19 protein-coding genes are annotated in these 25,731 nt (G+C 57.7%); 8 read left to right on the top strand and 11 right to left on the bottom strand.

Going from position 1 to position 25,731, the window contains the following annotated elements:
- Positions 1-298: 298 nt before the first annotated feature.
- Entirely contained in the window at positions 299-1,588 is a 1,290-nt protein-coding gene (gltA, locus tag GTQ55_RS05340) for a citrate synthase (protein WP_161857805.1), read from the top strand.
- Positions 1,589-1,719: 131 nt separating this feature from the next.
- Here the strand turns inward: gltA and GTQ55_RS05335 are convergent, their stop codons facing one another.
- Entirely contained in the window at positions 1,720-2,955 is a 1,236-nt protein-coding gene (locus GTQ55_RS05335) for a chitinase (protein WP_237567838.1), read from the bottom strand.
- Between GTQ55_RS05335 and GTQ55_RS17895 the strand changes: the two genes are divergently transcribed.
- Complete coding sequence (locus GTQ55_RS17895; protein WP_237567837.1) at positions 2,936-3,112, top strand: hypothetical protein; 177 nt, start codon at positions 2,936-2,938, stop codon at positions 3,110-3,112. The two genes, GTQ55_RS05335 and GTQ55_RS17895, sit on opposite strands and share 20 nt — an antisense overlap.
- Before the next feature lie 281 nt (positions 3,113-3,393).
- Here the strand turns inward: GTQ55_RS17895 and GTQ55_RS05330 are convergent, their stop codons facing one another.
- Positions 3,394-6,267, bottom strand: a complete 2,874-nt coding sequence (locus GTQ55_RS05330; RefSeq protein WP_161857803.1) for a glycosyl hydrolase family 18 protein — start codon at positions 6,265-6,267, stop codon at positions 3,394-3,396.
- Positions 6,268-7,008: 741 nt separating this feature from the next.
- Between GTQ55_RS05330 and GTQ55_RS05325 the strand changes: the two genes are divergently transcribed.
- Positions 7,009-7,275: a hypothetical protein gene (locus tag GTQ55_RS05325; protein ID WP_161857802.1), complete on the top strand. Its 267-nt coding sequence runs from the start codon at positions 7,009-7,011 to the stop codon at positions 7,273-7,275.
- Between the two features lie 38 nt (positions 7,276-7,313).
- On the opposite strand, the gene GTQ55_RS05320 is transcribed toward GTQ55_RS05325, so the two are convergent.
- Entirely contained in the window at positions 7,314-7,532 is a 219-nt protein-coding gene (locus tag GTQ55_RS05320; protein ID WP_375791548.1) for a DUF3820 family protein, read from the bottom strand.
- Between the two features lie 248 nt (positions 7,533-7,780).
- Here GTQ55_RS05320 and GTQ55_RS05315 point away from each other — a divergent pair, with 248 nt between their 5' ends.
- Both GTQ55_RS05315 and GTQ55_RS05310 read left to right on the top strand, forming a co-directional pair.
- Complete coding sequence (locus tag GTQ55_RS05315) at positions 7,781-10,114, top strand: S46 family peptidase (protein ID WP_237567836.1); 2,334 nt, start codon at positions 7,781-7,783, stop codon at positions 10,112-10,114.
- A 257-nt stretch (positions 10,115-10,371) separates the two neighbouring features.
- Positions 10,372-10,569, top strand: coding sequence for a hypothetical protein (locus GTQ55_RS05310; RefSeq protein WP_161857801.1), 198 nt, complete (start codon positions 10,372-10,374; stop codon positions 10,567-10,569).
- Between the two features lie 91 nt (positions 10,570-10,660).
- On the opposite strand, the gene GTQ55_RS05305 is transcribed toward GTQ55_RS05310, so the two are convergent.
- Genes GTQ55_RS05305 through dcd form a run of 3 tightly spaced genes read right to left on the bottom strand, consistent with a single transcriptional unit; the run spans position 10,661 to position 12,659 of the window.
- Complete coding sequence (locus tag GTQ55_RS05305) at positions 10,661-10,846, bottom strand: hypothetical protein (RefSeq protein ID WP_161857800.1); 186 nt, start codon at positions 10,844-10,846, stop codon at positions 10,661-10,663.
- Positions 10,847-10,857: 11 nt separating this feature from the next.
- Positions 10,858-12,063, bottom strand: a complete 1,206-nt coding sequence (locus tag GTQ55_RS05300) for a BaiN/RdsA family NAD(P)/FAD-dependent oxidoreductase (protein WP_161857799.1) — start codon at positions 12,061-12,063, stop codon at positions 10,858-10,860.
- Between the two features lie 26 nt (positions 12,064-12,089).
- Positions 12,090-12,659, bottom strand: coding sequence for a dCTP deaminase (gene dcd, locus GTQ55_RS05295; protein WP_161857798.1), 570 nt, complete (start codon positions 12,657-12,659; stop codon positions 12,090-12,092).
- A 156-nt stretch (positions 12,660-12,815) separates the two neighbouring features.
- On the opposite strand from dcd, the gene imuA reads away from it, so the two are divergent.
- Genes imuA through GTQ55_RS05280 form a run of 3 tightly spaced genes read left to right on the top strand, consistent with a single transcriptional unit; the run spans position 12,816 to position 18,273 of the window.
- Positions 12,816-13,574 (top strand): translesion DNA synthesis-associated protein ImuA, encoded by a 759-nt coding sequence (gene imuA / locus GTQ55_RS05290; protein ID WP_221296345.1) that lies wholly within the window; start codon positions 12,816-12,818, stop codon positions 13,572-13,574.
- 18 nt (positions 13,575-13,592) lie between these two features.
- The gene (locus GTQ55_RS05285) at positions 13,593-15,113 is read left to right on the top strand and encodes a Y-family DNA polymerase (RefSeq protein WP_161857797.1); all 1,521 of its coding nucleotides are present in this window, start codon (positions 13,593-13,595) and stop codon (positions 15,111-15,113) included.
- A 37-nt stretch (positions 15,114-15,150) separates the two neighbouring features.
- Positions 15,151-18,273 carry an error-prone DNA polymerase gene (locus tag GTQ55_RS05280; protein WP_161857796.1) on the top strand — a complete coding sequence of 1,041 codons (3,123 nt, stop codon included), beginning with the start codon at positions 15,151-15,153 and terminating at the stop codon, positions 18,271-18,273.
- A gap of 51 nt (positions 18,274-18,324) precedes the next feature.
- Here the strand turns inward: GTQ55_RS05280 and GTQ55_RS05275 are convergent, their stop codons facing one another.
- From GTQ55_RS05275 to arfB, 5 genes are all read right to left on the bottom strand, one after another.
- Positions 18,325-20,928 carry a TonB-dependent receptor plug domain-containing protein gene (locus GTQ55_RS05275; RefSeq protein ID WP_161857795.1) on the bottom strand — a complete coding sequence of 868 codons (2,604 nt, stop codon included), beginning with the start codon at positions 20,926-20,928 and terminating at the stop codon, positions 18,325-18,327.
- Positions 20,929-21,268: 340 nt separating this feature from the next.
- Complete coding sequence (locus GTQ55_RS05270; RefSeq protein ID WP_161857794.1) at positions 21,269-22,468, bottom strand: pyridoxal phosphate-dependent aminotransferase; 1,200 nt, start codon at positions 22,466-22,468, stop codon at positions 21,269-21,271.
- Positions 22,465-23,919, bottom strand: a complete 1,455-nt coding sequence (locus GTQ55_RS05265; protein WP_161857793.1) for an amidase — start codon at positions 23,917-23,919, stop codon at positions 22,465-22,467. The genes GTQ55_RS05270 and GTQ55_RS05265 overlap by 4 nt, the downstream gene beginning before the upstream one ends.
- Positions 23,920-24,141: 222 nt before the next feature.
- Positions 24,142-25,194 carry an Ldh family oxidoreductase gene (locus GTQ55_RS05260; RefSeq protein WP_161857792.1) on the bottom strand — a complete coding sequence of 351 codons (1,053 nt, stop codon included), beginning with the start codon at positions 25,192-25,194 and terminating at the stop codon, positions 24,142-24,144.
- 56 nt (positions 25,195-25,250) lie between these two features.
- A complete protein-coding gene (arfB, locus tag GTQ55_RS05255; protein WP_161857791.1) occupies positions 25,251-25,667 on the bottom strand; it encodes an alternative ribosome rescue aminoacyl-tRNA hydrolase ArfB in 417 nt (138 codons plus the stop codon).
- Positions 25,668-25,731: the final 64 nt, after the last annotated feature.

Genomic DNA, 25,731 nt, shown 5'->3' with positions numbered 1-25,731 from the left:
ATTCCAATTTGGTTTGACAATTTGGGGCGCGGCACTTAAGTTTGGCCGCGCTCAAAAGCCCGCTAGCCCCATATCCGCGTCCGGATGCAGCCAATGAAGGCCCTCCGAGCCCGCAGAATCCGGCACTTCCCGGGTTTCGCATGTGCATAAAACCGCCTGAATCAACCTTTCCCATAAAAAGGTGATCACAGGTGAGCGCGGAGCGCGCCCCTACCTGGGCCGTAGAATCGCTGAATCGATTCAGTGATTTGTGTGGAAATAAGAAAGCTGGCAAAAGAATAGTTTTTAGGAGTCCACAATGTCCGACAAGAAAGCTCAACTCACGGTCGACGGTATCGACGCCCCATTCGACCTGCCGGTCTACTCCGGCACTGCCGGCCCCGACGTTGTAGACGTCAGCAGCCTGGCGAGCAAAGGCCTGTTTACCTACGACCCGGGCTTCATGTCCACCGCCTCCTGCGAATCCAAGATCACCTATATCGATGGTGCCAAGGGTGTACTGCTGCACCGCGGCTACCCGATCGAGCAGCTGGCAGAGAAATCTGACTACCTGGAAACCTGCTACCTGCTGATGAATGGCGAATTGCCATCCGTTGCGCAGAAGAAGGAATACGTCAACAGCATCATGAACCACACCATGGTGCATGAGTCTCTGGTCAACTTCTTCAAGGGCTTCCGCTACGATGCCCACCCGATGGCGATGATGTGCGGCGTTGTGGGCGCCCTGGCCTCCTTCTACCATGACTCCCTCGACATCACCGACCCCGAACACCGCAAGATCTCCGCTGATCGCCTGATCGCGAAGATGCCGACCCTGGCTGCCATGTGCTACAAGCACAGCAAGGGCCAGCCGTTCATGTATCCGGACAACAGCCTCAGCTACTCCGAGAACTTCCTGCACATGATGTTCGGCAACCCCTGTGAACCGAGCAAGATCGACCCGGTTGTGGCCAAGGCCATGGACGTGATCTTCCTGCTGCACGCAGACCATGAGCAGAATGCCTCGACCTCTACCGTACGTCTGGCCGGCTCCTCCGGTGCCAACCCCTTCGCCTGTATCTCCTCCGGTATTGCGACCCTGTGGGGCCCGGCACACGGTGGCGCCAACGAAGCGGTACTGAACATGCTGGAAGAGATCGGCGACGAGAGCCGTATCGACGAGTATGTTGCAAAAGCCAAAGACAAAAACGATCCGTTCCGCCTGATGGGCTTCGGCCACCGCGTATACAAGAACTTCGACCCGCGCTCTCGCGTCATGCAGGGCATCTGTGACGAGGTTCTGGGCGCTATGGGTGCCGAGAACGACCCGCTGCTGCGCATCGCCAAGAAGCTGGAAAAGATTGCCCTGGAAGACGAGTACTTCGTAGAGAAGAAACTCTACCCGAACGTGGACTTCTACTCCGGCATCATCATGAAGGCCATCGGCATCCCCACCGACATGTTCACCGTGATCTTTGCTACTGGCCGTACCGCCGGCTGGATCGCACACTGGAACGAGATGATTTCCAACCCGTACAAGATTGGTCGTCCGCGTCAGCTGTACACCGGCCACACTGCGCGCGACTACGTCGCTGCGGAAGACCGCTAAGCGGCGATTCCGAAAACAAAAAACCCGGCTTTCGCCGGGTTTTTTTATGCGTGGCAGATCCGGGATCTATTCCAGACATAAAAAAGGGCGCTTTTCAGCGCCCCTTCTCATTTTACGTGCTCATCGGAAGATCACGGCAGGTTATGCACATGGCTACCTACCGGTCCGGAGAAAATACCACCGTCGTTCATGTCCCAGTTGATGGACCAGGTCATCACGCCGTTGAACGTCGGGTACGCCTGCGACGGCGTCAGCGTGTCACAGTTCAGCTGCTGCGTGAGACAGTCCAGCGCGCGATTGATATCCGCGGTAGTGGCAAAGCCGCTGCCGGCGGCGCTGGGGCCAGACGGCAGTGCGAGACCGACCTGGTCGGGGCGCAACCCGTCAAAGAAACCTGCGTTGCCGTAACCCAGCGGGAAGCCCTCAATCAGCATCAGGGCTGAAGACACCATCATGTCCACGGAGCCTGCTGCATATGCCGGCCCTTGGTATGGCGTGGCGAGGCCGCCATTGTTGTAGAGCTGCACATGCAACAGGTCCAGCTCATCGCGCAGCTGGTCGATCATCGGCAGGTAGGCGCCCCAGATACCGGTATAGGAGACGTAGCCACCCTGTACGTAAGGGTGCTCCGGTGCCATCGACAGGTACATGCCCGGGTAGCGCTGCTTCAACTGCTTGACCGCATTCACCATATTCTGGATCACCGGTGCACCGTGCATTACGCCGGCGCCGGACTCCAGGTCGATATCGATCCCGTCAAACCCGTACTCGTCGATCATTGCCGCGGTACTGTTGACGAAGTTGGTGACGTTCTCCTCGGTGTTCAGCGTTACCGTGCCCTTCTCGCCACCGTAGGAAGCGACCACAATTTTACCCGCGGCGCGCTTGGCAGCGATGTCGTCGATAAACTGCTGCTTGTCGAGGCCCGGGTCCAGGTTGAACGCAATATTGCCGTTGCCCGCGTCATCCACGAAGGCCACCACAATCACATCCCACACATCGGAAACCTCACTGATACGGTACAAGCCGGAACCGTTGTCGAAGTTGTGCCAGTAGCCGACCAGCGCGTGTTTTGGCAACAGGCCACTATTACCACCGGACGAGCTCCCACCCGATGAGCCGCCAGAGCTCGACGAACCGGAGCTGCTTGAGGAAGAGCTGGAGCCGCCACTGGAAGAGCTGCTGGAGGACGAACTGCCGCAATCCCCTGCCTGGCTCCAGGCATCCTCCCAGTGCATGCCGACACCCGGCTCATACGCCCAGGCTGCCGCGGAGGAACACCAGCCGGCAATATTGCACTGGAACTCCAGACCCACGTTCTGCACCAACTCGCCCGCGGCATAGCTGGTGCCCGCCACATACTGCATGGAGGTACAGGAACCGCCGCCGGAGCCTCCCGAGCTGGACGAAGAACTGGAAGACGAGGAACTCGATGACGAGGAGGAAGAGCTCGAGCTGGATGACGAAGAGCTGGAGCCCCCTGAAGAGGAACTGCCGTCACAGGCACCGTCGTATTTCCAGTAATCCCAGGTGCCGGAATTGGTAGCCGGGTTATTGTTCTGGGTCCAGTAATTCGCTGTGTAAGCGTTTCCCAGGTGCTGTACGGAATTACCACCGAGATAGATAGCGCTGCTTTCCCATGTGGGACGCGCACTGCAATCCACCGCCGCTGCATTGGCGGAAAAAAGCCCGAGAGCGATCACGCTCAATATTAGCCTTTTCATGCTTGTGTACCTTGTTGAATTTTTTGTAACAACACAAAGAACAGAGGGCGCGATGGCGCCCTCTGTTTAGTGCTTTAGTACTTAGTTACACGTCGCTTCGCCGATCTCTTCCCAGTCGGAAGAAACGCCCGGCTCGCTCTGGGTCCACCACTTGGCCCGGTAACGCAGGCCGTTGTGGTTCACCTCATCACCACCGTTGTAGGCCGTGCTGGAATTCCAGGGCACCTCGACATCGCTGATGAGCTTCCACGCATCCGCACTGAAGCCCGGCTGCTGTTGGGTCCAGTACTTGGCTTCCCATACCAGCTGGTCAAAGCTCACCTGATCACCACCGAGGTAGGTGCTGCCAGACTGCCACGCCGGGAAATTACCCGCATTCGGATCGGTGAGGACACAGCTACCGCCGCCACCTGCGTTTGTCACGACCACGGTGACCGTCGCACTTGCGCTGTCGATACCATCGCTGACAGTAACAGTGAGGGAGAACTCGGTATCGGCTTCTACCTGCGGTGCAGTGATGGTGATGGTGTCACCGGAACCGTTGGCCATACCACTCCAGGTATAAGTCAGAGCATCACCGTCGGCATCGGTACCGGTGGCGGTGATGGAATCACTGGCACCTTCCTGAATGGTGACCTGAGATGGAGCGGAGACTTCCGGCGCGGTGTTGGCATCCGGCGGCAGCAGGAAGATGCTGACCTGATCCGGTGTGTCGTCGCTGAGGGTGCCGTCGCTGACCGTCAGCTCGAATACCAGCTCCTGTTCCGCAGTGACTTCCGCCGCGGAGAAGCTCGGGCTAGCAGCAGTGGCATCGCTCAGACTTACGCTGGCACCGGAAACCTGAGTCCAGGCGTAAGTCAGTACATCGCCATCGGGATCGCTGGAGCCGGTGCCATTCAGGGACACGGTGGCCGGGGTAACCACGATCTGGTCTGCACCCGCATTGGCACTGGGGGCCTGGTTCGGCTGGTCCGCGAGAACGGTGACAGACACCTGATCGGAACCGCTGGCATCGCTGTCGTCGGTAACCGTCAACTCAAACACCAGCTCTTCGTCCGCACTAACGGTCGGTGCAGTGAAGCTTGCAGAAACGCTGTTGGCATTTTGCAGGGTGACACTGGGTCCGGAAACCTGTATCCAGCTGTAGGTCAGCGGGTCGTTGTCCAGGTCACTGGAAGTGCTGCCGTCGAGGGTGACACTGGCACCACTGTCCACGGATTGATCACCACCGGCACGGGCAGTCGGGGTACGGTTATCCAGACCATCGCCGTGACCGAGGCTTTCATGCATGGCATTCATGATGTCGCCGTTGTCTGCGTCAATTTCCCAGGAGAACAGACCGGCCAGGTTGTTGGACTGTACGTAAGCGCCCTTAGCCATGACGGAGCGATGGTTGTCATAGGTGATCAGGTCGCCGGTGCTTGGCTTAAAGATGTACGGCGCTTCAGCGGTCTCGTCGTAGTACTCTTCCCACTCACCGGTGGCAAGACGGCCGACGATATCGCGGTAATCGACAACGCCATCTTCCCAGGTTCCGCTCACCATACCGGTCGCAGTACCGGTCATGTGATCGTTGCCAGTCCAGCCGGAAACACCGGTCCAACCGCGGCCGTACATGGCAGCGCCGACAACCAGCTTGCCGGGATCAACCCCCAGGCCCAACAGGTTCTGAATACCATTGTGGGTGGTGTAATCGGTGTCCGGACGCCAGCTCGGGGCATACAGCGCGGTCTGGTGACCCAGCACCTCGTTGCTCCAGCCACCGTAGTAGTCGTAGGTCATCACGAAGAAGTAATCCATGTACTGCTGTACATCGAGATAATCCACATCTTCGATCTTGTCGGCGCCGGCACCAATCGCAGAAGTGAGTTGATACTCGCGGCCGGTTTCCTGCTCCAGGCCATCAAGCATGGCGCGCAGGTCGCGCATCAGCAGGCGATAGGTTTCACCGTCGATGGCCGGATCGCCGAGGCTGGCATTCGCACCCTGCCCGCCTGGGTATTCCCAGTCGATATCCACACCGTCAAAGAACTTCCAGGTGCGCATGAATTCTTCAACCGAGTCCACGAAGGTTTTGCGCTTGGCGGCATCGTCAAAGAAGTAGAACGGATCGGACAGGGTCCAACCGCCGATGGAGGGCAGGATTTTCAGGTCCGGATAGGCCTGCTTCAGGGCCATCAACTGGCCGAAGTTGCCCTTGTAGGGATCGGAGAAAGTCTGGTCTGCCTGGGATTTCTGTACGGCCGCAAACGGATCGTGCAGGGAAACCTTGAAGTCCTCACGACCGGAGCAGGAACGCTGCAGGGCCTGGAAAGAGCCTTCGATTTCTTTCAGGCTGTCGTTGATGCCGTCACCACCACAGATGGGGATAAACCCGTAAATCAGGTGGGTCAGGTTATAGGAGGGCATCATGTCGACGGAGAATTTACGACCGTAAACACCCCACTCCACAAAGTAAGTGCCCACCACGGAGTTACTGGTGTTCTGGTATGGCTGGTTATTTTCACCGGCGGTTACGGTGATCGGATCCAGGTGGCTGCCATCTGTATCGGCCACCACGATGTCTTTGGCCTCAGAGGTTGCACATCCATCGTCGTTGCACAGTGCAACCTGCAGGGAGTACTGGCCGCCCTCGGCTACCTGTAGTGTTGCTGTGCCGGTCTGGGTACCGGTCCCGGAAACGGATTGTTCCAGTACGACTTCACCATTCAGCAGGTACTGAGCGGTGGTGGCCGGATCGCCGGACCACTTGGACCAGGCTACCGGAACTTCCGCATAGTCATTGATGGTAACCAGCTGCTCGTAGGCAGTGGCCGCTTCATCCACCTCGATGATGGCAAAACTGGTTTCCATCCATTCAATGGTAGGAGCGCCGGGTGCGGCGATGGCGGAGGAACTGGCAAGGCCGAGCGCTAGCAATGCGCGACGCCAGTGGCTTGGTGTGAGCCCTTTCATTGATTTTCACCTTGTCGTTATCTTTTATGGGTCAGGATCTATCAATGAGAGCAGCGGTGTGCTGTATCCGTCATACCTCAACGGGCAACGCTGCCCCCGATTGAACGGCATTCAACTACATCTTTATGCCGGTACTTCTTGTCTGCTACTGCGAACAGGTACCTCTGAGAGCCCGTCTGTGGCCCGGGCAAATGACACCGCTGTCATTTTTAATGGGAATATGACAGCGGTGTCATTACGCTTTCACAATACTCTTGTCGCTAAGGATTTGACCAGCCCCCAGAGACAGACCTGAGAGGTTAGTCACACCGGATAATGAGTTTTTGGCGCCTAAAACAACCAAAAGCGACAAGCGGTACGGGTGTTCCGGGCTTAAAAACGAAAAGCGGCCGATGAAATATCGACCGCTCTGCCCCATTTACCCAATCAAGCTGACTGAAACTTCCCGCTCGTTCACTCGCTGAAATCAATCAATTTCAGATCAGTGGTCACCCGCTGTGGGCCTATTTACGGTCATGTTCAGTCTCCGTTACGGACCGCTTCTTCTTGGCACTCCACCTCGTCTCGCGATGGGGGAGTCTTCCCGGGACTGTTACCAGTGTAGGGTCGCGTCGCCCTACCCCAAACTTTTTTCTCATTTTTTCCGCACGCGGGCTTTCCAGGTGACGCGCTATTGGGAGCTCCGGCTGCCCACCATACACTCCTGCCGTGATGTCCCTAGCAAACGCAAGCGGAGTTTATATGCGATTCCAAACTCTCAAACGTACCGGCATGGTGTCCGCTCTGGCACTGACTCTCGCCACCGCAGGCTGTGCCAATATGAGTAATTCAGACCGCCGTGTGGGTACCGGTATCGGTATCGGCGCGGTCACCGGCGCCCTGGTAACCGGCGATGTAGGTGGTGCAGCTGTTGGTGCAGCCATAGGTGGTGCCAGTGGCTGGCTGTATGACCGCAGCAAGAAACGGCACTATCGCTACGACCGCTATGGTCGCCGTGTCTATCGCTAAGTAAGCTATGCGCTACAACATGAGCCCCTTCACGGGGCTCATTGTTTTTTGAGTGGTTTAACCAGCCCCTCCAGCCCTTCAATTTTTATTTCCAGGGTAATCGCCATCAGGTGTCCCAGCCGCCCTTTGGGAAACTCCTTCTTGGCGAACCAGAGCAGGTACTCTTCCGGCAGGTCGATCAATGGCCGACCGGCGTACTTGCCGAATGGCATCTCGGTGCGGGCAATATCTACAAGATCCTGTTTTTCCAACATCATATTTCCTGTACTGCTTTCAGGGGTTCCACCATGGCCCTGGAGTCGCGAGGGTGGATACAGCTGCGTCGTCAGCAACTTCCAACCCACATTCTACACTGTGGGTAACTTATCCCAGCCACAGAACCACTGACCGCAGAATAGATTCTGACGCCACGGATTCTATGGCAGCATCTGGTCACATGGCCGCTCCTGCGGCCGTCTATTTTTCAACCGTCGCATACTCCGACGCGACTGCATAAGGATTTACAGTGAACGATAAGAAGTTTCCCCACAGCCTGGGGTTACCCCTGGGTCTTTCCCTTGCGATTGCCCTGCTGACCGCCTGCGGCAAACCTGCAGATGACCGCACCGCAGGGCCCGCGCCGACTGCCAACGACAGCGCCGCCGTGGCAACCGCAGAAGACGTACCCGCAGGCAATACGACCGACAGTGTCTCCACCGAAGGGATGTGGATGCCCCGCCAGCTGCCGGAAATCGGCAACAAACTGAAAGACCTGGGCCTGGAACTGGACCCGAAAACCATGACCGACCTGACCCAGTTCCCAATGAATGCCGTGGTCAGCCTCGGTGGTTGCTCGGCGTCTTTTGTCTCCCCCAAAGGGCTGGTTGCCACCAACCACCACTGCGCCTACGGTTCTATTTCCTACAACTCCACCGAAGACAATGACCTGCTAGCCAACGGTTTTCTCGCCAAGACCCTGGATGAAGAAGTGCCTGCAGCGCCCGGCTCACGTATCTACGTCACCGTGGACATGCAGGAAGTCACCGATCAGGTGAAAAGCAAGCTCAGCGATGACATGGACGGTGCCACCCGCTTCAAGGCGATTGAAGACGCAGAAAAAACGCTGGTTGCAGACTGTGAATCCGACCCCGGCCACCGCTGCGAGGTCTACAGCTACTACGGTGGTGCCAGCTACTACCTGATCAAACAACTGGCGATTCGCGACGTGCGCCTGGTACACGCCCCTGCCGCCTCCATCGGCAAATTCGGCGGTGATATCGACAACTGGATGTGGCCACGTCACACCGGTGACTACTCTTTCCTGCGCGCCTACGTCGGCCCGGATGGCAAGCCTGCAGACTTCTCCAAAGACAATGTTCCCTACAAGCCCAAGCATCACCTGAAGGTCGCCACCAAGGGCCCTGAAGTGGGCGACTACGTTATGGTTGCCGGTTACCCCGGCCGCACCAACCGCTACCGCACTGCAGAAGAGGTCAGTAACAACTTCACCTGGTACTACCCCACTATGCAGAAGGTGCTTGCAGAGTGGTCGGAAGTGATCGGTAAAGCCACCGAGAACAACAAGGACGCCGCGCTCAAGTACGCAAGCCAGGTAGCCGGTCTGAACAACTACTCGAAAAACTTCACCGGCATGATGGAGGGATACAACCGCAGTGACCTGCTTCAGCGCAAACAGCAGCTGGAAGAAGACCTGCAAGCGTGGATCGAAGCCAACCCGGAATCGAAGAAGAAATACGCTTCTGTAATCAGCGATCTACAGCAGCTGATTAACGAGCAGCAGTCTACCCAAGAGCGTGACATGCTAATGCGGTACATGGGCCGCTCCGCGATGCTCAGTTCAGCACAGCGCCTTTACCGCCTGAGCCTGGAAAAACAAAAACCAAATATGGAGCGCGAGCCCGGCTACCAGGAGCGCGACCTGACCCGTTTCACCGAGAGCATGAAGCGTATCGAGCGTAACTTCGAGCCGTCTGTAGACCAGGCCATCTGGACTTACTTCATCGAGCGTTACAACGCCTTGCCGGAAGACCAGCATCTGGAAAGTTTCGACAACTTCTTTGGCGGTAATCTGAGTGGTGATGCGTTGCAGCAGAAGCTGGACACGATGTACGACAAAACCGGCCTCACCAAAACCGAAACCCGCCTTGCGTGGATGGATAAAACCCCGGAAGACTTCCGCAACAGCGAAGATCCTTTCATCCAGCTGGCCGTGGCCACCTACGACGACCGCTACGCTCTTGAGCAACATGATAAGGCCATGGCCGGCCAGTTTGCCGAGTTGCGTCCGCAATACATGGATCTGCTGATTGCCTACTACAACGAACAGGGCAAGCCCGTTTACCCGGATGCGAACAGCTCCTTGCGCCTGACCTACGGCCTGGTGAAAGGCTACACGCCGCCCGCCGGTACCATCAAAGGTCCCGCCGATGGCAATGACGGTAAAGATGGCTTTGTGCCCTTCACCACTCTGCGTGGTATCGAGGCCAAGTACACCGGCGAAGACCCGTTCGATGCACCTCAGGCACTGTTGGATGCCATCAAGAACAAGGACTACGGTCGCTTCTACGATGAAAAGCTGGATTCCGTTCCGGTCAACTTCCTGACCACCGTGGATATCACCGGCGGTAATTCAGGCTCAGCCACCATGAACGGTAAAGGTGAATTCATCGGTCTGGTGTTCGACGGCACCTATGACAGTATCAATGCCGACTGGGACTTCAACGACAATACCCGCGCGATTCACGTGGATGTGGAATATATGCTGTGGGTCATGGAGAAAGTGGATCACGCCGATAATCTGCTGAAAGAAATGGGCGTGGCAGACAAAACCAACGACTGACTGCCCGTTTCCAACCCGTAAAAAAGAAGCCGGCATCCGCCGGCTTTTTTTATTTCTACTGGCATATTTTGCCTAATAAACCGCCGGATCACTTTAATTATGTGACCAACTTAACGATTCTCACCGACAAAACAGGCATAGCCAACGGCGCACACCTTGAAATAAAACATTACGCTCGCATGTCGTATAGGGAACGAAGCTTGCTGACCTGTGTCGCAGGAAATACAGAATCCACCAGACCAAAAAGGAGCTCCCTTATGGAAACCTTGAAAAAATTAAGCATTGTCGGACTTGCCGCGCTGTTGGTAACGGGGATCACAGCCTGTGAACAAGAATCCGGAGCGGAAGAAGTTGGCGAAACCATTGATGAAACCATCACCGATGTTGGCAATGCGGTGGAAGACACCTGTGAAGAGATGAAAGAAGAAGCCGGTGCAGAGGATCAGGACTGCTAAATCGTAATGCGTCATCGCTGGTTCGGGTGCACCAGAATGTTCACCCGGGTCAGCTGGTGACCACAAAGCGCGACGACATTGATGCAACCAATTACAACAACTTGGTTTTGATCTTTCCGCAGCGCTGACAGCGGTACTCCGTCACCAGCTTTCCCTGCTTCACATCAAACTTGCGCTCTGTCACTACCACCCACTTGTGGAACCCATCGCGGCACAGGCTGCTACCCTTGTGTTTTTCCCACACGGTCTTGCGCTCGAACGGCAGAACATCACCCATATTTTTCCCCTTCAGGCCTCACCACCGGCGGCATGGGCAGAAGCCCAAGCCCACTGAAAATTGAAGCCACCCAGCCAGCCGGTCACGTCCAGTACTTCACCGATGAAATACAGCCCTGACTGTTTCTGGCTTTCCATACTGCGGGACGAAACCTCATTGGTATCCACCCCACCGAGAGTCACTTCCGCAGTGCGGTAGCCTTCGGTGCCCTCGGGCACCAGTGTCCAAGTCTGAAGTTTGGCCCCCACATCCTGCAAGGCATTGTCGCTGTACTGTTTCAGGGGCTTGCTTTCCAGTCCATTTCTCTGCAGAAAAAACTGCACCAGCTTTTTGCTCCAGATTTCCGCCAGCACCGTGTGCAGGAAACTTTCCGGTTTTTTTCCGCGCTGCTCACTGAGCCACTCCGGCAGATCAACCCCCGGGGCCAGGTCAAATTCGACCGGCTTTCCCTCGCGCCAGTAACTGGAAATCTGCAGCACCGCAGGACCACTCAACCCCTTGTGGGTAAACAGCATCTGTTCGTGAAAGTGTCCCTGATCACAGCTGGCGTTTACCGCCAGGGAAGTCCCGGGCAACTCCTGCTGCCGCGCCAGTGCGCGCTTGTTCAGGGTAAAGGGCACCAGTGCCGCTCGGGTAGGAATGATATTGTGACCAAATTGACGGGCAACTTCGTAGCCAAAACCGGTCGCACCCATGGTGGGAATCGACAGGCCTCCGGTGGCGATCACAAGGGATTCACAGACCACCCGGCCGAGGGCGGTATGTACCTCAAACCCTTTTTTTCCTTCCCCCGCGATGGGCTCGATACGCTGGATCTCGCAGCGGGTGCGGATCTGTACCTTTGCCTCGCGGCATTCCGCCAGTAGCAGATCGACGATATCCCGGGACTTGTTGTCGCAGAACAGCTGGCCCAGGGTTTTCTCGTGGTAGGGAATGCCGTGCTTTTCCACCAGGGCAATAAAGTCCCACTGGGTGTAGCGGGCCAGGGCGGATTTACAGAAATGGGGGTTTTCGCTGTAGAAGTTGTCCGGCGCCGTGTACAGATTGGTGAAATTGCAGCGGCCGCCACCGGACATCAGGATTTTCTTGCCGACCTTGTTGGCGTGGTCCAGCACCAGCACACTGCGGCCACGCTTGCCCGCCACCGCCGCGCACATCAGGCCGGCGGCGCCGGCGCCGATGATCAGTACATCGGCCTGGGCGGGAAAGTCTGTCATGGCAGTGTATTTGTCAGGTTGGGCGATCAGGTCTTGGGCAGGGTGACGCCGCGCTGGCCCTGGTATTTGCCGCCGCGATCCTTGTAGGACACATCGCAGATCTCATCGGATTCGAAGAACAGCATCTGTGCCACACCTTCATTCGCGTAGATCTTCGCCGGCAGGTTGGTGGTATTGGAGAACTCCAGGGTTACGTGCCCTTCCCACTCCGGCTCCAGCGGCGTCACATTCACGATGATACCGCAGCGAGCGTAGGTGGACTTGCCGAGGCAGATGGTCAGAACCGAGCGCGGGATGCGGAAATATTCCACGGTGCGCGCCAGGGCAAAGGAGTTGGGGGGGATGACGCAGTAATCGCCCTGCACATCCACGAAGCTGTCTTCATCGAACGCCTTCGGGTCCACGGTGGCGGAATGCACGTTGGTGAAGATCTTGAACTCACTGGCACAGCGCACATCGTAGCCGTAACTGGAAGTGCCGTAGGAAATCAGGCGATCGCCCGATAGACCGTGACGTACCTGGCCCGGCTCGAAGGGCTCGATCATGCCCTCGCTCTCTGCCATACGGCGAATCCACTTATCGGATTTGATGCTCACCCTGTCTCCTCACTTACCTGGTATCGGTTCAATTCTGGCGGTCACTTAAAGAGGCCGAATCATAGCCGGTTTGCCCTGTGCAAAAAAGTGCCACTCTATCTGGTACGGGCTTGCCGCCACTGGATGACTACTGTATAAATTGACAGTAGATACTGTATGCACATCCAGTTAAACCCGTTTCAAAAGCCCGTGCGGAGCAAGCCGATCGTGAACAGCGCCGAAAACTTCATGCAAAACAAGCAGTTAAGTGAACAGGCCGACAGCCAGCCGCTACAACAGTTGCTGACCCGGCCCGACATCTGGCAACTGGCCAATCGCCAGCGTCAGCTCCGCACCGGTATCACCACCGGCTATCGCGGCTTCGATGCCCTGCTCGCCAGCCGCGGCTGGCCCCGGGGAGCCACGACAGAATTGCTGGTCGACAAGGCGGGTATCGGGGAGATGTCCCTGATCCTGACCGCACTCGCGGAAATGACCCGCCAGAACCGCATGGTGATTCTGGTCAATCCGCCCCATATCCCCTACGCACCGGCACTGGTACAGGCCGGTGTACAGCTGGAAAAACTGCTGATCCTGCACCCCAGGGGGCAGCGCGATCAGTTATGGGCGGCGGAGCAGTCTCTGCAATCCGGCGCCTGCGGAGCGCTGGTGAACTGGCAGGGACGGGAAATGCCGGCAGACAAGGACCTGCGCCGGCTGCAGATTGCCGCCCGCGACGGCGACTGCCTGCACTTCCACTTCCGCCCCGGTTCGGTCGCCGACAGCCCCTCCCCCGCCAGTCTCCGGCTGAAACTGCAGAGCGATGGCGAGCAGCTGGCGCTACAGCTGCTCAAGCAGCTCAATGGCAAATCCGGCCAGCGCCTACACCTGGCCCGCAGCCCGGATCTGGTCCGCCGTGACCAGCCGCTGCACTGATCCCCACAGGAGCCCGCTATGCTCTGGCTTTGTATCCAGTTCCCGCAGCTACCCCTGGAAGCACTGACCCGCGCGCACCGCGCCGGGGACCAGACCCCGCTTGCTGTTTCCCAGGGCAACCTGATACAGGCCGCTAATGCCATCGCCCGCACACACAATGTCTGCGCGGGCCTCACCATTCCCACCGCCTGTGCCTACTGCCCGGCACTGACGTTGCTCGAGCGGGACCTGGAACGGGAAGCCCAGCTGCTGCAACAGCTGGCCCAGTGGGGCTACAGCTTTACCCCGGTCGTCTCCCCCCGCAGTAGTGTACCCGGCAAGGGCAGCAAAACCCGGCAGGCACCGGATGACGATACCGCCTGCCTGTTTCTGGAACTGAGTGGCAGCCTCAAGGCCAGCGGTGGACTGGCCCCGCTCCTGCAGCAACTGCGTAAAGAGCTGCACAAAATGCGCATCGGTCATGTTATGGGGCTGGGCCACAGCCCCAGCGCGGCGCACCTGCTCAGCCAGCTGCCGGAACATCGCCAGTGGCTGGCGGAGGCCAAGGCTGCACCCACACCACAGCAGTGGCGCCAGTGGATCAGCTTCGCCCCCAGCAAGCTGCTGGACTGCAGCAACAAGGCCATTGCCAAGCTCTATGCCTGTGGGATCAAACGGGTGAGCCAGTTGCTGGCGATTCCGCTGTCCGAAGTCGGCAACCGTTTCGGCCGCGGTTTTATCGAGTATCTCGCGCGCCTCAATGGCACCCGCCCGGACCCGGTTCCCAGCTACGAGCCGCCCCCGGAGTTCCACAGTGCGCTCTTTTTCCCCAGCCCCCTGGATAACAGCGAGCAGTTGCTGTTTCCCGCCGGGCGTCTGGTGCGCGAGCTCTGCCGGCAGCTGCAGCGTCGCCAGCTCTACAGCCAGCGGCTGTGCTGGATTCTCGATTTTGGCAGCCGTGGCAGCCAGGAGGTGAACGTGGAAATTTCCCGTCCACTGCTGGATCCGCAGCGGCTGATTGCCCTCACCAAGCTGCAACTGGAACGGGTGGAATTACCGGAGCCCATACAGGCACTAACGCTCAAATGCGAGCAGCTGCGCTCGCTGGAAGCGCACAGCCTGCGCGAAGACCTTTTTGATGAAGGCAGCAAACTGCACGACAGCTACCAGCTGATCGACAAGCTTAAAGCCCGTCTCGGTCACCAGGCCCTGTCCGGTGTCACGCTGAAGGAGAGCTACCTGCCGGAACAGGCCTGGACCAGCGCAGATAGCCTCAGCCTGCAAAGCAAACCCCAAGGCCACCAGCTAAGCCCCATCAATGCCCCCCGCCCAAGCTGGCTGCTGCCCAGGCCGGACAGAATCCAGCAGCGGGATCACAAACTGTTTTACGACGGTGAACTGCAACTGCTGCAGGGCCCGGAGCGTATCGACGGCTACTGGTGGCAACACCGCCGCCATGCCCGCGACTACTACATTGCCCGCGGAGAACAGGGCAGCCTGTACTGGGTGTTCCAGGACCTGACTTCGGAAAACTGGTTCCTACACGGCGTGTACTCCTGAGTTCACCGCGACAAATACCTGACTCCACATATCTTGCATGCAGTACGCAGAACTTTTCTGTCAGAGTAACTTTTCCTTTCTTCAGGGTGCCTCCCATCCGCAGGAACTGATTGCGACCGCCCACAAGCTCGGTTATAGCGCCATCGCGATTACCGATGAGTGTTCCATGGCCGGCGTGGTACGTGCCTATACCGAAGTGGAAAAGCTCGATACCGAAGGCCGCCAGCTGAAGCTGATTTGCGGCAGTTTCTTCCGCCTGCCGGAAGAGCGACAGGAGCTGGTTTTACTCGCACCAGACAAACTCGCCTACAGCGAAATATGCCAGCTGATTTCCACCTCCCGCCTGCGCGCCGAAAAGGGTCATTACCAGACCTTTCTTCAGGACATCCTGGACCTCTGCAAGCATGTGCTGTGTCTGTGGCTGCCTACTGGTGCATCGTTGGAATTGCCCACTGCGCTCAGGCAGCAATTCGATGAACGCCTCTACATCGCTCTCAACCACCGGCTGCTACCCGGTGAAAACCTGCAGCTTCAGAAACTGCTTGCCTTTGCCGAGTCCCAGCAACTGCCGGTAGTGGCTACCAATGCCGTGCTGATGCATAACCGCAGCCGCAAGCCCCTGCAGGATGTACTCAACGCGAATTACCACAACTGTACGCTGGATCAACTCGGCTACCGCCTGGAACAGAACGCAGAGCGCTACCTGCGTACACGCGAGGAAATTGCAGCACTCTATCCCCGGAGTGCCGTAGAGAACACAATCAGGATTGCCAACCGCTGTAGCTTCAGCCTGAAGGAACTGCAGTATCAGTACCCGTCTGAAGTCCTCGCGCCCGGTAAAACCGCCCGCGATCACCTGCGTGAACTGGTAGAAGCCGGCATCCCTATACGCTGGCCCAATGGACCGGAGCAACGCATTCATGCGCAGATCGAATACGAACTGACGTTGATCGCCGAACTGAAATACGAGTACTACTTTCTTACTATTTACGACATCGTGCAGTTCGCACGCAGTCAACACATTCTGTATCAGGGCCGTGGTTCCGCTGCCAACTCTGTTGTGTGCTACTGCCTGTTCATAACCGAGATAGACCCGCACAAGATCGGCCTGTTGTTCGAGCGTTTTATTTCCCGCGAGCGCAACGAGCCACCAGATATCGATGTGGACTTCGAGCATGAACGGCGCGAGGAAATCATCCAGTACATATACAGAAAATACGGCCGCGAACGGGCCGGCCTCGCCGCCACCAAAATCACTTACCGTTTCAAGAGCGCGTTGCGGGACATTGGAAAAGCGCTCGGCCTTGGGCCAGCCACCATAGAGCGTATTCAGGCCGGGCGCGCCTGGTGGGATACGCTGGAAGACTTTCCACAGCAAATGCAGCAAGCCGGCATCCCCACCGACAGTATCGCCGGCAGAATACTGCCCACACTGCTTGAGCAGATCTATGGCTTCCCCCGGCACCTTTCACAGCACGTGGGAGGATTTGTTATTACCGAGCTACCGCTCAGTCAGCTGGTCCCCATTGAGAACGCCGCGATGGAAGATCGCACCATCGTGCAATGGGACAAGGAAGATATCGAAGACCTGAAATTGATGAAGGTCGATATTCTCGCCCTGGGTATGCTCACCGCGCTGCGCAAGTCGCTCACCTATATGGCCCTGTATGGAAAGAGAATGCGGCTACAGGATATCCCTGCGGACGACCCGGCCGTCTATGAAATGATAAGCCGCGCGGATACCGTGGGGGTTTTCCAGATTGAATCCCGCGCACAGATGAGCATGCTGCCGCGCCTGCAACCACGCAATTTTTATGAACTGGTCATTGAAATCGCCATTGTCCGCCCGGGTCCGATCCAGGGGGGGATGGTGCACCCCTACCTGCGCCGCAAGCAGAAGCTGGAACCCGTCAACTATCCCCATGAAAACCTGCGACCGGTGCTGGAGCGCACCCTGGGCGTGCCCATATTCCAGGAGCAGGTCATCAAGCTGTCGATGGTGGCTGCAGGCTTCAGCGGCGGCGAGGCAGATGCCCTGCGCCGCGCAATGGCCAGCTGGGGGAAGAATGGCAACCTGTTACAGTTTCGCGAAAAGCTGATCAACGGCATGCTTGCCAACGGTTACCAGCACAGCCTGGCGGAGCAGCTTTTCGAGCAGATGAAAGGCTTCGGTTCCTATGGCTTCCCGGAGTCCCACTCCGCCAGTTTCGGCCTGCTCGCGTACTTCTCTGCATGGATCAAGCGCCATCACCCGGCCGCCTTTTACTGCGGTCTGCTCAACAGCCAGCCCATGGGTTTTTACGCGCCCGCGCAACTGGTGTACGACGCCCAGCGCCACAATGTGAAAATTCTGCCACTGGATATCAACCACAGCAGCTGGCACCACAGCCTCGCACTGCCCAACCGCCCGGGGGATACACACCAGCAGATTGAGCTGAAGAGTGACTTCAAGAGTGAACTGCAGGCTCCGGCCATCCGCCTCGGTATGCGACTGATCAAGGGGCTCGCGGAGGAAACCGTTGAAGCAGTCGAGACCGCAAGACTGCAGGACAGGTTCCTGTCACTGACAGACTTCAGCCAGCGGGTCGACATACCCTCCAGGCAAAGCGCCACCCTCGCCCGCGCCAACTGCTTTTACAGTATTGCGGAGAGCCGCTACCACAGCACCTGGCAGCTATTGAACAGTCAGCTCGAGCAATCCACCCCGCTGCAACACCAGCCGGAAGTAAACCAGGAAGACAACATCTTCAGCGACTATCAGAGCACCGGCCTGACCCTGCAGGAACACCCGGTGAGTGTACTGCGGCAGCAACGGCGTTTTACCGCCCTGACCCGCGCCTGCGACCTGCAAGACCACAGGGATGGCGAGAGGGTCAGAGTGCTCGGCCTGGTGACCTGCCGCCAGCGCCCGGGCACCGCCGCCGGCGTTCTGTTTCTGACGCTGGAGGATGAGTCCGGGGTGGTCAATGTGGTGGTCTGGAAACAGGTACAGGAGCGCTACCGCAAAGAAATCCTCAGCGGAAAAATTTTATTGATCGAGGGGAACCTGCAGATTAGCCGCGATGCGAAAGAACAGGCGTTGGCCGTAATCCACCTGATCGGGAAAAGACTCGAAGGTATTACCTGGAAGGAAATCCAGCCGGTCAGGAGTTTTCACTAACCCATAGAAAAAAGGCCTCCCGGAGGAGGCCTTTTATTCGGTGGGTAGCGATCAGAACTCTGCACTTGCGCGCAGATACCAGAAACCACCATTGAAACCAAACGGTGACGTCAGTGACTGGCGAACCCCAAGGAACTGCAGCGTGGGGTCAGCTTCATCATCCGGGCGAACATCGAAAATGTTCTCACCGCCAAGAGAGAGCTTGTAGTTCTCCTTGAGCGTGATCGTGGTTTCAATGTCTACCAGAATTTCACTGCCGTAGGCGGAAGCATCGGTAGCATCCCCGGGACCGAACAGCCCGAAGGTGCTCTCCCAGCCGCTATAGCGGTTGAAGCGCAGATAGCCATTGAACAGGTCGCCGGAATCGTAGTCGAAGGTCAGGGTAGTACGATCGCTGGGCACCTGGTTTTCCAGATCAAATACACGGGATGCATTGATGGTATTCGGTGCAACTTTATCCACCTTCTGCTGATTGTGGTTGTGGCGTAGATCCATCGTCAACAGGCCACCGGCAACATCAAAATCGCTGGTAACGGCCAGATCAATACCGGACACATCAGAGTCAAACGCATTGACGAAGTAGTTGGCGTTACTGTTCTCCAACAATGCGGCATTGCCTACACCCGCATCCTCCAGCAGCGCAACTTCCGCAGCGCCAATGGTGTTATTGCGCAGCGCCAGGCGGTCTTTGATTTCGATGTTGTAGTAATCGATGGTTACACTGGTGTTATCCAGCGGATTCCACACCGCGCCCAGGGTAAAGCTGGTAGATTCTTCCGGCGTCAGCTCCCGTGCCCCCAATACCATCGCCACCGGATGATTCACCGGGTAGGTGCCATTCGGGATCAGGTTGCCATCGGAGTCCGAAGTGGTGGTGACATTGAGCGTGTTGACCTGCCCCGGCGTTGGCGCCCGGAAACCGGTATTGGCGGTACCGCGCAGCGCAAAGTTTTCGGTGAAGTCGTAACGAGCGGAAAGCTTCCAGTCGAACGTTGAGCCGAACTCTTCGAAGTTTTCAAAACGCAGCGCGGCTCCCAGCAACAGTTTGTCGGTTACATCCGCCTCCAGGTCCACATAGGCGGCCGTACTTGTACTGCTGTACTCTCCGGCCGCTTCCACCGGGAAGCCCTGGAAACCGTCCGAGCCCACACCGAAGACCGCTGCGGTAGGGCCAACGGCGATAGACGCCTCATCTCCCGCGCCGATCTTGTAGGTCTCATCCCGCCACTCCATACCGAATGCCAGGTTCAGCGGTGTCGCGAATGCCGCAACGTCAATCGGTTTGACGAAGTCCGCGTTGATGCTGGTTTCCGCCTGGGTCAGCGTGCCAGGATTGAAGCTCAGCGGCGAGTTGATACCCAGGCTCGGGTTGATGGAATTTTGCAGCACATAGGTAACTTCGTTTTCCGCACTGCGCGCGCGCAGGTCCCAGCTGATGCCATTCGCCCACTCACCGCGGGCACCGGCCACTACGGAAAAATCGGTGATGTCTGCACCAAAGGCCGGATTGTAGCCGCCGGGGAACTGGGTATAGATGGGGTTGCGCAGAACAAAACCGCTGGCGCTGCTGCTATCGGCCATCAGGTAATCGGCGGGGTTAAGGCCCTGAGCAAGAATATCGTCCACCAGGGATTGGGGCGCCGCATCGGGCATAAAGTCCCCATCCGCATCCTGCTGCAGGGTTTCACGGGCGGTGAACTCTGCGGAGGGATCCAGAACCGGGCCGCGGTAGAAGAAATCGGAAATGGTTTCGTTTTTCGAGTAGCCCAGATTGCCGTACAGCTCAGTAGTGTCATTCAGGGAGTAGCCGGTGTTGACGAAGAGCTTGAGCGCTTCCACTTCCGGGTCACCCCAGCGCTGCCCGAGACCATCGAGTGGAACATTCTCTTCGCCCACGACACTGCCGACAAACTCCGCATCCGGACGCGCTGCGCCGCGCCAGGTTTTATCCGCGGAGGAATGTTCCACCGTCGCGTTAACAAAACCCTGATCACCGAGGGCAAAGCCTCCATTCGCCGCCAGGGTGGTGCGGGCACCGTCGCCATCGAAGTATTCGCCGGTCTGGGCAGACAGGCTGAAGCCCTCGGCATCGTCTTTGAGGATCACGTTCACCACACCCGCAATGGCATCGGAGCCGTACTGTGCGGAAGCACCGTCACGCAGCACCTCAACACGCTCGATAGCCAGAGAAGGCAGTGCCGCGAAGTCCACCGCTTGCGCCCCCTGGTTGGTGGTCCCCAGAGGTGCCAGCTGCAGGTTTACCAGCGCCGAACGGTGCCGCCGGGTGCCGTTGACCAGAACCAGGGTCTGATCCGGTGACAGATTGCGCAGGGTGACCGGGCGGATAAATGCGGTGCCGTCCGCGATCGGAAAGCGCTGCGTATTGAACGAAGGAGCCACCTTGGCCAGGGACTCGGTCAGATCGAAGCTGCCCTGGTCGGAAAACTTGCTCCCTCCGAGAACATCAACCGGAGACAGGGTTTCCGTGGGCGACACGCCCTCTTTGCGGGTGCCGGTAGTGATGACCTCTTCCATCACCCCTTGATCACTGGCGGGCGCTGCTTCCGTATCCTGCTGGGAGAATGCCAGTGATGCTGGCAGCGCAGTCGCGGCGGCGATGGCCAGAGTCAATGCATTGATTTTGAATGCTCGCATAATTACCCGTCCTATTATTTTTATGAAATCGGGAACGATAGCTCGCTATATGGCGCCGTCACGAAAGACTATCGTGACCCAATTATCATTATTGTTTGCGATATTGAAACAGCACCAGATTAGGGCAATTCGAAAGGAGCAGCAATACACAGCGCACAAAATGAATTACGCGCCAAAAAATAGCCAAGTTGATCACGACAGAGCGGCGATGCGGAGACAGGATGTCGAAAAGTGGCGGAAATGGAAAACAACCATCTTACAAACTGCGGGCACTGTACAAGATTGCTTTCCGGGTTAGTAAGAACCTATCAACTGTCGCAAGACAATCAACCCAGGACAATCAGCCAAAGTCCTGCTTTTTCATCCATGGGATGATGCGGTCAAAAGCACGCTCGATATTCTCGATAGAGGTAGCGTAGCTAAACCGCAAGGCGTTGCGGCTGCTTTCCCCGAAAGTATCACCGGCAATGGTACACACACCGGTTTCCCGCAACAGCCGCAACGCAACATTGTTGCCGTTTACGCCCTCCGGCAGTGCGGGGAACATATAGAAGGCACCTTCCGGAACGTAGCCCTCCAGAAACGGGGTTTCGTCCACCAGCTGTACCAAGCGGTTGCGGCGCTTCCGGTAGATATCCACCGTATCCTTTACAAAGCTGCGGTCGCCCTTGAGTGCGGCAACCCCACCCCACTGGCAGGGGGTATTCGCCACGGTGGTGGTGAACATATGGTAGCGGCGCAGCTTGCGAATCGCGCCCTGGCTCGCGATCAGCCAGCCAACCCGCATACCCGCCATGCTGAAGGTTTTGGAAAAACTGCTCATGACCATCACATGATCCAGGTCCGAGCAGCAGGACAATACGCTGGCGTAATCCCGGTCGTCATAAATCAGATGGTCGTACACCTCATCGCTGATCACATAGATCCCGCGATACGCCGCTTCCTGCACAATGGTCTCCACGGTTTCCCGCGGATACACAGTGCCGGTCGGATTGCTGGGCGAGTTGAGAATGATCGCGTGGGTGTTGGTATCGATCGCGTCGATGACTTCCTGCGGATCCAGCTGATGATTGTTTTCCGCCCGCGTCGGGATATGTTTTACCTCGCCACCATTCATCCGGATCAGCGGCGCGTACAACATAAACGAGGGGTCGGGCACAATAAATTCACGCCCCGGTGCCGACACCGCGGTCAATGCCAGGTAAATGGCTTCCGTCGCGCCGGTGGTGATGAGGATATTCTCCGGGCTGATCGGGCGCCCGGAGCGCTCACCGTAATACTCCGCCAGTGCATCCAGCAATTCCGGCAGCCCCGCATCCATGGTGTAGCCGGTCTGCCCGGCGTTCAGCGCGTCCACGGTCGCCTGCACTACATGGGGTGGCGTCGGCGCATCCGGCTGGCCGATGGACAGATGAATAACGTCTTCCATGGAAGCGGCCATATTGACCATCTTGCGGATACCCGGTACCGGAATAGTGAGCAGTGCAGGATTCCAGACCGGATCTTCGGATTCGTAAAAATCAAAATCCAGCCGGCTCATAATCCCGCCCCCACAGTGGCGCCCTCATCCGAACTTTCAAAAAAAAGATCCGGGCGCTTGTCGGTCAGTGGTGCCGCCAGCTGATAAGCCTGGGCCGCGCGCAACACCGCGCGGTCGTCAAAACGCGCGCCCACCAGCTGCAGGCCGATGGGCAGCCCGGCACTGTCAAAGCCACAGGGTACGGAAATGGCCGGTTGCCCGGTCATGTTGAACGGATAGGTAAATGGCGTCCACGAGGGCCAGCGAGTGCTGGGCCAGTCTTCCGGTACTTCGCGGCCAGCAGTAAATGCAGTAATCGGCAGCGTCGGGGTAAGCAGCAGGTCGTACTTTTTGTGGAAGGCCGCCATGCGCTCACACAGTGCCGCGCGCTCGTTGGCAGCCTCCAGATAATCCAGCATGGAAAGCTGTGCGGCTTTTTCTGAAACCGCCACCAGCTGCGGGTCCATAAGCATGCGCTGCTTTTTGCTGATATTGCGCAGCGCATTGGCGGCACCCCCATAAAACAGGTGTCCGAATGCCGCCAGCGGGTCGTCAAACCCCGGCGCCACTTCGGTGACTTCCGCACCCAGCGACTGCAGCAGTTTGGCCGCAGCACGTACCGATTCTTCCACCTCGCGCTCGACCTGCACATAGCCAAGGGTTGCGCTAAAGGCGATATGCACTCCGCGCAACAACTCCTCCGGCTCGCCTTCCAGTGCAGCGAGATAATCGATGTTACGGCGGGGAATGGCGTTGGTATCCCGACTATCCGCCTCTGCGAGGACATTCATCAACAATGCGCAGTCCGGCACCGTCCAGGTCATTGGTCCGGCATGTGCCAGTGTACCGAAAGGACTCGCTGGCCAGTGTGGCACTTCACCAAAACTGGGCTTCAGCCCCACAAGGCCACTGAAGCCCGCGGGAATACGGATGGACCCCCCGGCATCGGTGCCCAGGGCCAGCGGGCCCATTCCGAGAGGTACCGCGGCGGCACTGCCGCCGCTGGAGCCTCCTGCGGTTTTGTCCGGGTTCCACGGATTGCGGGTAACCCCGTCTACCGGGTTGTCGGTCACCCCTTTCCAGCCAAACTCGGGCGTGGTGGTTTTCCCCAGGGGCACCGCGCCATTGCGGTTGAGTGCTGCAACACTGGGGGCTTCTTTGCCCAGAGTGGACTTGGGATCAATGGTTTTGGAGCCCTTGATGGTAGGCCACTGGGGTGTAAGAAAGACATCCTTGATGGCGACCGGGACACCGTCGAGCAACCCTTTGGGATTGCCCTGCTGGTAACGCTGCTCTGACTCCCGGGCAAACGCCAGTGTGGTTTCCTCATCCACCAGATTGTACGCATTCACCACAGGGTTACATCGTGCTATCTGCGCAAGCATGGCCTCTGTCGCCTCGACCGGCGAAAACTGCTTGTCCTGGTAGCCTTTCAGCAATTCAATTGCAGACAGTCGAATAAAGTCGTTCATCGGCGTTATTCTCCGTTTTGTGCGATCGACTAAGGTCCTGTGGTCCCAAGGCCCTGAACGCCCCTGAATCGAGGGATCAGGGACTTGGGGAAAATCAGGTCGTGTTAAATTACGGTGCTTTTGTGACGCTACCCCCTAATGTAGACCGAATTGGCGCCGATTCGGTGAAACACGCGTCGAACAGCCCGCCCCGAATTCATCCTCACTCAACAAGTCAGCAGCTCAACCAATCGGCTCAGGAAAAGCCTTGGCATGAGCTTCAGCCAGCTGATTCAAGTCTTCTACAATGGTCGGATACAGGGAAACACCATTCGCCATTTGATCCTCACGCAAATTCCATGCCCGCTTCCCGGGAACCCGCACCGAATCGCCATCGTCCGTTTCACAGGACTCCCACAGGTGAGTGAGCGCGGCGGTCTGTCGCAGGAAGTTCTGCTCACTGCCGAACGCTTTCGGGTCGATGATCTGCAGGAAAACCGAATTGGCCTCATCATCCTCCGCCACCTGGTCCGCACGACCGTAACCGCCGAGCCCCATGGAGAGCACCTCCAGCATGGCCGACAGAGCCGCGCCCTTGTAGCCGTGATCCGCAGCGCCGACCGGCAGAATACTGCCTCCATTAGCGAATGCTGCCGGGTCGTCGGAAAGGTTGCCGTCGCGGTCTTTAAGATATTTCTCTGGCAGTCTTTTGCCCTCGCGCTCGGCCCTCGCCACATAACCGCCGGCGGTGACCGACATACTGATATCAAACAACAGCGGATAATCTGCGGCGGGCGCACAGAAGGCGATGGGGTTGGCCGAGAACAGGGGCGTTTTGCATCCCTGAGGGGAAACGGTCCGCTCCGCGGGAGTGGAACAGGCGAGAATACCCACGCAGTTGCGCTCCACAATTTTGGGAAGGTAGGCGGCAAGACACGCAATATGCTGGCTGCGACGAATAACACCGGTCACCACACCCTGCTCGCCAACGCGGGCCAGCGCCTGGTCGATGGCCTGATTGACGACCCAGGGGCCGGGTAGAAAATCAGCATCCCAGTTAAAGCAGCTTTCCCGGTCCGACAGCACATTGTGCTCCCCGGACATACGTGAAGCACCGCTTTTCAGCCAGTGCAGATTGCTGGCAACGCGGTGCAGGCCGTGGGTGGTGAACCCCATCAGGTCCGCCTGCAGAAATGTTTCGGCCATCACGTCCGCGCGCTCGCGGGCAAGTCCAGAGGAAGCGAATAGATCGCTGGCAAATTGCTTGAGGTCCTGGGCGCGATATCGGGTCGGCATGGGTACTCCTTTCCTGATTGAGGTGCGGGGGACAGTGTGAATATCGAGAAATACGGTCAGTGATCGGAAACCTTTCCGCGCAGGGACTTGATCTGCCCCCGACGAGTCTTGTGTTTAAGCCGGCGCTCTTTGGAACCCCGGGTGGGTTTGGTCGGGACCCGCGCCTTCGGGGTTTTCACTACACTGGAAATCAACTCTCGTAACCGCTCCAGCACATCTGCGCGGTTTTTTTCCTGGGTGCGGAATCTCTGTCCCTTGATTACCACTACCCCGTCAGCAGTAATGCGCTGGTCACGTAAGCCTAGCAGGCGCTCCTTTATATACGGAGGGAGGCAGGAGGACTGAATATCGAAACGCAGGTGAATCGCTGTGGACACCTTGTTGACGTTCTGGCCACCAGCACCGCCAGCGCGCATCGCGTGCATTTCGATTTCTTCGAGAGGAATTTCGATACTTCTAGAAATTTTCAACATATTAAAGGGCAGCCTTATTTGCTGCGTTTATAAGTTGCACTTTCGTCTATGCTTTGAGCAAAAG

Origin of the sequence: Microbulbifer hydrolyticus (assembly GCF_009931115.1) — a bacterium.
GTDB lineage: Bacteria > Pseudomonadota > Gammaproteobacteria > Pseudomonadales > Cellvibrionaceae > Microbulbifer > Microbulbifer hydrolyticus.
Note: the sequence above shows the minus strand (reverse complement) of the source record. Positions and strands in the feature narration are given on the sequence as shown.

What these genes read in the sequence shown, in the direction of transcription:
- gltA (WP_161857805.1), top strand. Translation starts at nt 299, where the DNA reads ATGTCCGACAAGAAAGCTCAACTCACGGTCGACGGTATCGACGCCCCA.
- GTQ55_RS05320 (WP_375791548.1), bottom strand. Translation starts at nt 7,532, where the DNA reads ATGATGTTGGAAAAACAGGATCTTGTAGATATTGCCCGCACCGAGATG.
- GTQ55_RS05310 (WP_161857801.1), top strand. Translation starts at nt 10,372, where the DNA reads ATGGAAACCTTGAAAAAATTAAGCATTGTCGGACTTGCCGCGCTGTTG.
- GTQ55_RS05275 (WP_161857795.1), bottom strand. Translation starts at nt 20,928, where the DNA reads ATGCGAGCATTCAAAATCAATGCATTGACTCTGGCCATCGCCGCCGCG.
- arfB (WP_161857791.1), bottom strand. Translation starts at nt 25,667, where the DNA reads ATGTTGAAAATTTCTAGAAGTATCGAAATTCCTCTCGAAGAAATCGAA.
- GTQ55_RS05300 (WP_161857799.1), bottom strand. Translation starts at nt 12,063, where the DNA reads ATGACAGACTTTCCCGCCCAGGCCGATGTACTGATCATCGGCGCCGGC.
- GTQ55_RS05265 (WP_161857793.1), bottom strand. Translation starts at nt 23,919, where the DNA reads ATGAACGACTTTATTCGACTGTCTGCAATTGAATTGCTGAAAGGCTAC.
- GTQ55_RS05280 (WP_161857796.1), top strand. Translation starts at nt 15,151, where the DNA reads ATGCAGTACGCAGAACTTTTCTGTCAGAGTAACTTTTCCTTTCTTCAG.
- imuA (WP_221296345.1), top strand. Translation starts at nt 12,816, where the DNA reads ATGCACATCCAGTTAAACCCGTTTCAAAAGCCCGTGCGGAGCAAGCCG.
- GTQ55_RS05270 (WP_161857794.1), bottom strand. Translation starts at nt 22,468, where the DNA reads ATGAGCCGGCTGGATTTTGATTTTTACGAATCCGAAGATCCGGTCTGG.
- GTQ55_RS05330 (WP_161857803.1), bottom strand. Translation starts at nt 6,267, where the DNA reads ATGAAAGGGCTCACACCAAGCCACTGGCGTCGCGCATTGCTAGCGCTC.
- GTQ55_RS05305 (WP_161857800.1), bottom strand. Translation starts at nt 10,846, where the DNA reads ATGGGTGATGTTCTGCCGTTCGAGCGCAAGACCGTGTGGGAAAAACAC.
- GTQ55_RS05260 (WP_161857792.1), bottom strand. Translation starts at nt 25,194, where the DNA reads ATGCCGACCCGATATCGCGCCCAGGACCTCAAGCAATTTGCCAGCGAT.
- GTQ55_RS05335 (WP_237567838.1), bottom strand. Translation starts at nt 2,955, where the DNA reads ATGCAGTATGTGGCGGGCACCAGCTATGCCGCGGGCGAGTTGGTGCAG.
- GTQ55_RS05325 (WP_161857802.1), top strand. Translation starts at nt 7,009, where the DNA reads ATGCGATTCCAAACTCTCAAACGTACCGGCATGGTGTCCGCTCTGGCA.
- GTQ55_RS05285 (WP_161857797.1), top strand. Translation starts at nt 13,593, where the DNA reads ATGCTCTGGCTTTGTATCCAGTTCCCGCAGCTACCCCTGGAAGCACTG.